Genomic DNA, 8,974 nt, shown 5'->3' with positions numbered 1-8,974 from the left:
TCAATCCTGCACGACCCACCAATTCAGAAAAAAGCGCCTTTTGGCGCTTTTTTCGTTTCTGTCACTCCGCTTCTTCTTTCTATTCTTTCCTTCACCACGCGCTGAGATACGAATGGTTATCATTTTGGCGGCTTGAATGGTAAATTAGCCGGCATCCACCACGCAGCCAATCCGCCGCCGGATTGATACGCCTTAGTTCAAGGAAAGAAAGAGCCCGCTCATGACCCTATCCTTACGCCAGCTGTTCATTGCATTTATCGCCACTTCCAGCCTGTTGCTCAGCGGCTGCGGCCCGGACGACAAGAGCGACGGACAGAAACCGTCCGCCCCCGCAGCCGATGGCAGTTGGCCGCGCACCATCGACAGCGTCAAAGGGAAATTCACGCTGGAAAAACCGCCGCAGCGCATCGTGTCCACCAGCGTCACCATCACCGGCACGCTGTTGGCTATCGACGCCCCGGTGGTCGCCAGCGCCGCCACCAGTCCAAATCCGCTGGTGGCCGATAAACAAGGTTTCTTTACCCAGTGGAGCGAGGTGGCCAAACAGCGCCACGTCGAGCGGCTGTACCAGGTGGAGCCCAATGCCGAGGCCGTCGCCGCCGCCGCGCCGGATTTGATCGTCGTCGCCGCGACCGGCGGTGATTCGGCGTTGAAACTTTATGACCAGCTGTCCGCCATTGCGCCGACTCTGGTGCTCGACTATGGCGACAAAAGCTGGCAACAGCTGGCCAGCGAGCTCGGCGAGATCACCGGTCATGAAGCCGGCGCCAAACAGGCGGAAGATCGTTTCGAGCAGCGCGTGGAGCAAGTGAAACAGGCGATCGCGCTGCCGCCGCAGCCCACCACTCCGCTGGTGTATGCCGACAACGGCCGCGAGGCCATGCTGTGGACGCCGGGTTCTGCCCAGGGCAAACTGCTGACCCAGCTCGGCTTCCAACTGGCCACCCCGCCGGAAAGCGCCAAAGGCAACACCAGCATGGGTAAACGCCATGACATCATCCAGATCTCCGGCGAAAAAATGGCCGAAGGTCTGAATGGCAAAACCCTGATCCTGTTCGCCACCAATGAGCGCAAAGTGCAAGAGGTGCTGACCAACCCGTTCCTCAAACATCTGGAGCCGGTGGAACAGCGGCACGTCTACGCCGTCGGCAACGACACCTTCCGCCTCGATTACTACAGCGCCACCAACATGCTGAATCAAATCGAACGGTTGTTCAAAAAGCCCTGAATCACGCCGTCGGCAGGTCAGCCCCCTGCCGACACTTTCCGCAAGCGGGGCGAACGTTCACATTCAATCAATTGAAATATCAATAGTTATTAACATTGTCCACGCACCTTTGCCACCAACCGGCGGGTGCATGCGGGCGTAAACTCGTGCTACTATTGCCCCGCATGAACGCAAATAACAATGAGAATAAAAATCATACAGGAGTTACCGGTGTGAACGTACCCACTCCGACTGAGCGGACGCTTTCGTCCGCACCGCACGCAGCTTACGCCAGTGGCTTCAAACGCATCGCCGGGTTCGGTATCGGTTTGGCGCTGTTGCTGCTGTGCATCATGGCCAGCCTGATGCTGGGTTCCAAAGCCATCCCCTTCCATACCGTCTGGCTCAGCCTGCAGGGCGCCGCGAGCGGTTCCGACAGCACCATCATTCTCAATGCCCGGGTGCCCCGTACGCTGGCGGGCATCCTGGCCGGCATGGCGCTCGGCGCCGCCGGCGCGCTGATTCAGGCGCTGACGCGCAACCCGCTGGCCGATCCCGGCGTGCTCGGCATCAACGCCGGCGCCAGCTTCGCCGTGGTCATCGGCATCATGTTTTTCGGCGCCGCCACCACCGAAAGCTACATGGCCTACGCCTTTGCCGGCGCTGCCCTCACCACCCTGCTGGTCTACCTGATCGGCACGCTAGCGGGCGGGCGCATCAACCCGGTGCGGCTGACGCTGGCCGGCGTGGCGATCGGCGCGGTGCTGCTCGGCATCACCACCGGGCTGTCGCTGATCGATCCGCAAACCTTCGACCAACTGCGCTTCTGGCAGGCCGGCACGCTGGATATCCGCACGCTGTCCACGCTGCCGGTCACCGCCCCCGCCATTTTGCTCGGCTGCCTGCTGACGCTGCTCATCGCCCGGCCGCTGAATACCATCGGCATGGGGGAAGATCTGGCTATCGCACTCGGCGCGCGCGTGGTGCTGACTCAGGTGATCGCGGTGATCGCCATCACGCTGCTGTGCGGCGCGGCGACCGCCACCGTCGGCCCGATCAGTTTCATCGGCCTGATGGTGCCGCATATCGCCCGCTGGTGGGTCGGCCCCGACCAACGCTGGATCCTGCCCTACTCCATGCTGCTGGCGCCGATTTTACTGCTGTGCGCCGACGTGGTCGGCCGCTTGCTGGCGGCCGGTGAACTGCGGGTTTCCATCGTGGCGGCCTTCATCGGCGCGCCGGTGCTGATCTGGCTGGTGCGCCGCAAGAAAACGCTGGGGGGTCTGTGATGAGTCTGCCGCATACGCTGCATATCGGCCGCCCGGACGGCGTCATCAACGGGCGCCTGCCGCTGCGCCTGCTGCTGGTCAACCTTTCACTGTTGGCGCTGTGTCTGGCGATGGCCGTCGCCGCCCTGTGCTACGGCACGCTGCAACTTTCGCTGGAGCAGGTTTTTGCCGCGCTGACCGGCGAGGCGCCGAAAAACCTGGTCACCGTGGTCACCCAATGGCGCTTGCCGCGCATCGCCATGGCGCTGCTGTTAGGCGCCGCGCTCGGCATGAGCGGCGCCATCTTCCAGTCGATTATCCGCAACCCGCTCGGCAGCCCGGACGTGATCGGCTTTAACATGGGGGCTTACACCGGCGCGCTGATCGCCATCACCCTGTTCAACGGCGGCTACTATTACATCGCCGGCGGCGCGCTGGCCGGCGGCATTCTCGCCGCGCTGGCCATCTATCTGCTGGCCTGGCGGCAAGGCATCGCCGGCTTCCGGTTGATCATCGTCGGCATCGCCATAAGCGCGGTGCTGGTCTCCACCAACACCTGGCTGATCATCACCGCCTCGCTCGAGCGCGCCATGGACGCCGCCATGTGGCAGGCCGGTTCGCTCAACGGCATGACCTGGCAAAAAGCCCAGCCCGCCACGGCGTTCATCGTGCTGGCGGCCGCGGCCGCGCTGCTGATGGGCAAACGGCTGCAGCTGCTGGAAATGGGCGATGACACGGCGCGCGCGCTGGGCGTTAACGCCGAAGGCAGCCGGCTGTGGCTGATGCTGTTCGGCGTTACCCTCACCGCCGCCGTCACCGCCACCGCCGGGCCGATTTCCTTTATCGCGCTGGCGGCGCCGCAGATCGCCCGTCGCCTCGCCGGCCAATCCTCGGTCACCCTGACCTCCTCGGCGCTGATGGGCGCGGCGTTGCTGCTCGGCGCCGACGTGGTGTCCCAACATCTTTTCGCGCCGATCCAACTGCCGGTCGGGGTTGTGACCGTCTGCATCGGCGGCCTGTACCTGATTTGGCTGCTCATCCGAGAGGCCCGCAGATAATGAAGAGTGATAATGCCATGAGCCACCGCCTGCACGCCTCGCACCTGAAGCTGGGCTACGACAATAAAATCATCGCTGACGATCTGAGCGTGGCGATCCCCGACGGCGCTTTCACGGTGATTGTCGGGCCGAACGCCTGCGGCAAATCGACGCTGTTGCGCGCCCTGTGCCGCCTGCTGAAACCCAGCGCCGGCGAGGTGATGCTGGACGGCAAGAACATCAGCAGCTTCGCCACCAAGGTGCTGGCGCGCGAGCTTGGGCTGCTGCCGCAAACTTCGATCGCGCCGGACAGCATCACCGTGGCGGATCTGGTGTCGCGCGGCCGCTATCCGCACCAAAGCCTGCTGAAACAGTGGACGCAGGCCGACAAACAGGCGGTGGAAGCCGCCATGGCGGCCACCAACGTCAGCCAGCTGGCGGATCGCAGCGTCGACGAGCTGTCCGGCGGGCAGCGTCAGCGCGTCTGGGTGGCGATGGCGCTGGCGCAGCAAACCCCGCTGCTACTGCTGGATGAGCCGACCACCTATCTGGACATCGCGCACCAGATCGAACTGCTGGATCTGTTCCGCCAGCTCAACCGCGAGCGCGGTCAAACCCTGATCGCGGTGCTGCACGATCTCAACCACGCCTGCCGCTATGCCGATCACATCATCGCCATGCGCGACGGCAAGATCGTGGCGGAAGGGAAACCGGCGGAGATCATCACCGCCGAACTGGTGGAGCGGGTGTTCGGCATGCCGTGCATGATCATCGACGATCCGCTGTCCCACACGCCGCTGGTGATCCCGCGCGGCCGCTACCACTGCGACGCGCCGCAGGCATGAAAAAGGCCGGGTTAACCCGGCCTCTTGGTTATTTCTCCAGCGACACCTGTTTGAAAATGTGTTTGCCGAACGGGTCTATCTCGTAGCCTTTCACTTCCTTGCGCACCGGTTCGAAGATGGTCGAGTGCGCGATCATCAGCGCCGGCATCTGATCGTGCATCACCACCTGCGCCTGCTGATACATCGCCACCCGTTTGACGTGATCGTTCTCCTCGCGCGCCTGCAGGATCAGCTGGTCGAACGGTTTGTAGCACCATTTCGCCGAGTTGGAGCCGCCGAGCGAAGCGCAGGTGAACAGCGGGCCGAAGAAGTTGTCCGGATCGCCGTTGGCGGTGGTCCAGCCCATCAGCGCGGTCTGGTGTTCGCCGTTTTTAATCCGCTGTAAATACTCGCCCCACTCGAAGGTGACGATTTTGGCGCGCACGCCGATTTTGGCCCAGTCGGCCTGGATCATCTCCGCCATGCGCTTGGCGTTGGGGTTATAGGGCCGCTGCACCGGCATCGCCCACAGATCGATATCGAACCCCTGCCCCAACCCGGCCTCCTGCAACAGCTGCTTCGCCCGCTCAGGCGAATACGGATAATCTTCAAGCTGCGCGTTGCTGCCCCATTGGGTCGGCGGCAGCAGATTCTTGGCCGGCTGGCCGGCACCGTGGAACACCGCGTCGATGATCGCCGGCTTGTTGACCGCCAGCGCCAACGCCTGGCGCACCTTGACGTTATCCAACGGCTTCTTCTGGGTGTTGAACGCCAGGAAGCCGATATTCAGGCCGGATTTTTCCATCACCTGCAGGTTGCCGTCCTGCCGCATGCGCGCCAGATCCGCCGGGTTGGGGAACGGCATCACCTGGCACTCGTTCTTTTGCAGTTTAGCGTAACGCACCGTCGCATCCGGCGTGATCGAGAACACCAGCCGATCGATCTTCGGTTTGCCTTCCCAGTAGCGGTCGAACGCCTTGTAGAGGATTTTTGCGTCCTTCTGGTACTGCACCAGTTGGAACGGCCCGGTGCCGATCGGATCGTTGTCCACCCGCTGCGGCGTGCCGGCCTTCAGCATCGCGTCGGCATATTCCGCCGATAAAATGGTGGCGAAGTACATGCCCAGATCGGCAACGAACGGCGCCTCGGCGCGGGAGAGCTCAAAGCGCACGGTGTGGTCATCCACCTTGACGATCCGGTCAATCAGCGTGCCGAACTCCATCGACTCGAAGTTGGTGTAGGCACCGTTGGAGACCTTGTGATACGGGTTGTTGGCGTCCTTCTGGCGCATAAACGAGAAGATGACGTCATCCGCGTTGAAATCGCGGGTGGGGGTAAAATATTTATTGCTCTGGAATGCCACGCCCTTGCGCAGGTGGAAGGTATAGCGCTTGCCGTCTTCGCTGACCTCCCAGCTTTCCGCCAGGCTGGGTTGCAGCTCGACGGTACCGGGTTTGAAATCCACCAGCCGGTTATAGATCGCCGCCGAGCTGGCATCCACCGTGGTGCCGGAGGTGAACAGCTGCGGGTTGAAGCCTTCCGGCGAGCCTTCAGAACAGTAGACCAGCGTATTGGCCCGCGCGCCGCCGGCAATCGCCAACGCCAGCAGCCCGATCGTTATTGCTTTTCTTTTCATTGCGCTATCCCCAGTGGTGAAAAAACAGCCCAACGGATAGCAATAAATCATGCAGTTAGCGATGTAAAGGACAAATTCCGCGCATAAAAACGGGCAGGCGCGCAAGCGGCCTGCCCCGGTGAAACCACGCGATGATGAAATTAAATCATCTGGCTGAAGTTCATCTGCGCCATCAGCTTATAGTTGTCGGCGTAGTCGACCGGAATGGCCACCACCACCGGCCCCTGGATCGCCATCGCCTTGCGCAGCATCGGCCGCAGATCGTCCACCGACTGCACGGCGAAACCGACCGCGCCGCAGGATTCCGCATAGGCCTTGAAGTCAATCGGCCCGAACTCCACGCCGGATTTGCGCTGGTATTTGTTCACTTCCTGCATCTCCACCATGTTGTAGGCGTTATCGACCCAGATCACGTGCACGATGTTGTTTTTCAGCCGCACCGCGGTCTCCAGCTCCATGCTCGACTGCATGAAGCCGCCGTCGCCGGAGATCGACACCACCTTGTCGCCGGGGCGCACCAACGCCGCGCCGATGGCCCACGGCAGCGCCACCCCCATGGTTTGCTGGCCGTTGGAGATCAACAGCTGGCGGGCGCGGAAGCTGTAAAGATAGCGGGCGATCCAGATGTGGAAACTGCCCATGTCCACGCACAGCGTCACGTCGTCGCTGACGATGTCCTGCAGCTCCTTGACGATGCGCAGCGGGTGGATCGGCATGCCGCCGCGGCGCGCGGCGCGCTCCGCCAGTTCTGTGCGCTGGCGGCCGAGATCGGTGAGGATCAGCTCCACCTCCGGCGGCACGCAGACCGCCTCATTGAACGTTTCGGTCATCATGTTCAACGTGGCGCTGATGTTGCCCACCAGTTCGACGTCCGGCCGATAGCAGGTGTCGATATCCGCCGGCAGCACGTCGATGTGCACCAGTTTCAGCCGCCCATGACTGTTCCACATGCAGGGATCGTATTCGATCGGATCATAGCCGACGCTCACCACCAGATCGGCCTTCTGCAACAGCTGATCGGCCGGCTGATTGTTGAACAGGCCAACGCGGCCGGCGAAACGGGCGAAGTGGTTGACGTCAATCACCCCCGCCGCCTGATAGGTGCCGACCACCGGCATGTGGGTGCGGTACAGCAGATGGCGCACCGCCTCGCTGTTCTCCGGCCGGCTGGCCTGCAAACCGAGCAGCAATACCGGGCATTTGGCCTGGCGGATCAGCTTCACCGCCGCCTGGATGTCGTCCGCCGCCGCGGCCCCCATGCGCGGCAAGCGGCAGCCGGCCAACACCGGCGCGCTGACCGGTTCATTGACGATATCCATCGGCAGGCTGACGAACGAGGCTCCCGGGCGGCCGAACTCGGCGCGGCGGAAGGCGTTGGCGATCACCTCGGAAATCGCCGAACCGGCGTGCACTTCGGCGCAATACTTGGTCACCGGCCGGAACATGCTGACGGTATCCATGCTCTGGTGTGTCTGCTTCAGGCTGTCGGCGCGCTTCACCGCCCCGCCAAAGGCCACTACCGCGTCCCCCTCCGAGGTGGCGGTGGCCAGCCCGGTGATCAGGTTGGAGCTGCCCGGCCCGGAGGTGACCAGCGCCACCCCGGCCTTGCCGGTCAGGCGGCCGACCGCCGCCGCCATAAAGGCCGCGTTGGCCTCATGCCGCACCACCACCGTTTCAATCGATGGCGCGTCCTCCAGCGAGTCGAACACCCGGTCGATCTTGGCGCCCGGAATGCCGAAAACGTGTTTGACGCCCTGTGCTTCCAGATTTTTCACCACCAAATCGGCGCCGCATTGCCAGTCATTGCCTGTTTTTTCCTGTGCCATGGTTCCACCTCCTAAGAAAACGATCGCCGGGGTTAGCCCTCGGCGGAACGAATCGCGCGATCCAAATCCTCTGGGCAGAGGTTGGCGCGCAAGAAATCCGCATCATGCGGCAACTGAAGATTGAGACGGGTGATGACGCCGAACTGCAGGCGGCCGTGATCGAGCTGGTAATCCAGCACGTGGCCGCCGCCGCTGCGGTCGTCGGTAACGAAGTGTTCGTGATAGCCGGCCACGCCGATGCCCTGCATGTAATCCGGCGAGCGGAAGCCGACCAGCGTGCCGCGCCGTTGATGAAACGAGAAGGTCGGCTGCTCTTCTATCGCTTCCAGCATCGGGCGATAGGGCCGTTCCTGACGCGGCACGGTGCGGGTTTCCACGTGGCTGAACTCACCGTCGACCCGCACCGCGCAAAACAGGTTCGGCGAGGCGACCTGTTCATCGATGCACTGGTGCAGCTGCGCCTTGGTGATCGGCCGGTCGAACTGCTGGCTGATACTGGGCTGGAAAAAGGTGACGACGGCGAAAGGGGTTTTCTGTTGCAAACCGGCTGGGCGGGCGCTGCCGTCGGCGCGCAGCTGGTGTATTTCCTGGTCGAAAGCGATCAGTTCGCCGTCCAGGTGATTGAAGGTGCCGAGGCCGAAATCACCGTGTTTGAGCAACTCGGCAATGGTGGTTTCACCCTCGTAGACCCCGTCGATGAGCGCGCTCATCAGCGAGATTTGATAGATTTCGCCCTCCCCGGCGTTGATCGACTGCCTGGCAAAACCCTGCGCCAAATGGCGCGCACAGGAACACCCGTGTTTTTCGTTCATGACTCACTCCTCCACCAGCGCGGGATCGCGATTCCGCGCGTTCAAAAGACCCACCGACGGTGGGCCAAGATGCCCCCCAAGGCGCGTTCATCAGTTGGAACGATTCAGCCTGAGGCGACAAAAAAACCGGCACGGCTGGCCGGCCGATATCCAGAACCCACGGCATGACGTGTGAAAGTAAAGGCTCACTAATCATTAATGCCGAGTCGGATATCAAATTGAACGGTTAATCTGGTGTTGGAGCGACAATCAACTCCGCAGGCGGCTCATGCAACCTGGGAAAAACATCTGTTACTTAGTGCTAAGCGCCGCGAGGTTTATGCGTTTTCTCTCTATACGGCCGGGATGCAGCGGCGTTAAAGCC

At 62.3% G+C, this 8,974-nt stretch carries 7 protein-coding genes; 4 read left to right on the top strand and 3 right to left on the bottom strand.

The features are described 5' to 3' along the window. Window positions 1-220 precede the first annotated feature (220 nt). The 4 genes from fepB to MMS95_RS18565 all read left to right on the top strand — a co-directional run bounded on the left by fepB (window position 221) and on the right by MMS95_RS18565 (window position 4,357). The gene (fepB, locus tag MMS95_RS18580; protein WP_004936399.1) at window positions 221-1,228 is read left to right on the top strand and encodes a Fe2+-enterobactin ABC transporter substrate-binding protein; all 1,008 of its coding nucleotides are present in this window, start codon (window positions 221-223) and stop codon (window positions 1,226-1,228) included. Window positions 1,229-1,440: 212 nt separating this feature from the next. Next, window positions 1,441-2,496 carry a Fe(3+)-siderophore ABC transporter permease gene (gene fepD / locus MMS95_RS18575; protein ID WP_015378660.1) on the top strand — a complete coding sequence of 352 codons (1,056 nt, stop codon included), beginning with the start codon at window positions 1,441-1,443 and terminating at the stop codon, window positions 2,494-2,496. Continuing rightward, window positions 2,496-3,533, top strand: a complete 1,038-nt coding sequence (gene fepG / locus MMS95_RS18570; RefSeq protein WP_004936405.1) for an iron-enterobactin ABC transporter permease — start codon at window positions 2,496-2,498, stop codon at window positions 3,531-3,533. Before fepD ends, fepG begins: the two co-directional genes overlap by 1 nt. A gap of 17 nt (window positions 3,534-3,550) precedes the next feature. Next, window positions 3,551-4,357: an ABC transporter ATP-binding protein gene (locus MMS95_RS18565; protein WP_075684646.1), complete on the top strand. Its 807-nt coding sequence runs from the start codon at window positions 3,551-3,553 to the stop codon at window positions 4,355-4,357. Window positions 4,358-4,385: 28 nt separating this feature from the next. On the opposite strand, the gene MMS95_RS18560 is transcribed toward MMS95_RS18565, so the two are convergent. The 3 genes from MMS95_RS18560 to budA all read right to left on the bottom strand — a co-directional run bounded on the left by MMS95_RS18560 (window position 4,386) and on the right by budA (window position 8,610). After that, window positions 4,386-5,972 (bottom strand): ABC transporter substrate-binding protein, encoded by a 1,587-nt coding sequence (locus MMS95_RS18560; protein WP_088381828.1) that lies wholly within the window; start codon window positions 5,970-5,972, stop codon window positions 4,386-4,388. 140 nt (window positions 5,973-6,112) lie between these two features. Then, window positions 6,113-7,798 carry an acetolactate synthase AlsS gene (gene alsS, locus MMS95_RS18555; protein ID WP_004936413.1) on the bottom strand — a complete coding sequence of 562 codons (1,686 nt, stop codon included), beginning with the start codon at window positions 7,796-7,798 and terminating at the stop codon, window positions 6,113-6,115. Between the two features lie 32 nt (window positions 7,799-7,830). Continuing rightward, entirely contained in the window at window positions 7,831-8,610 is a 780-nt protein-coding gene (gene budA, locus MMS95_RS18550; RefSeq protein ID WP_004936416.1) for an acetolactate decarboxylase, read from the bottom strand. Between the last annotated feature and the right edge of the window lie 364 nt (window positions 8,611-8,974).

It is taken from the genome of Serratia sp. PGPR-27, assembly GCF_022678525.1.
GTDB classification, from domain to species: Bacteria; Pseudomonadota; Gammaproteobacteria; order Enterobacterales; family Enterobacteriaceae; genus Serratia; species Serratia nematodiphila.
This window is presented reverse-complemented; position numbering and strand designations above follow the sequence as displayed.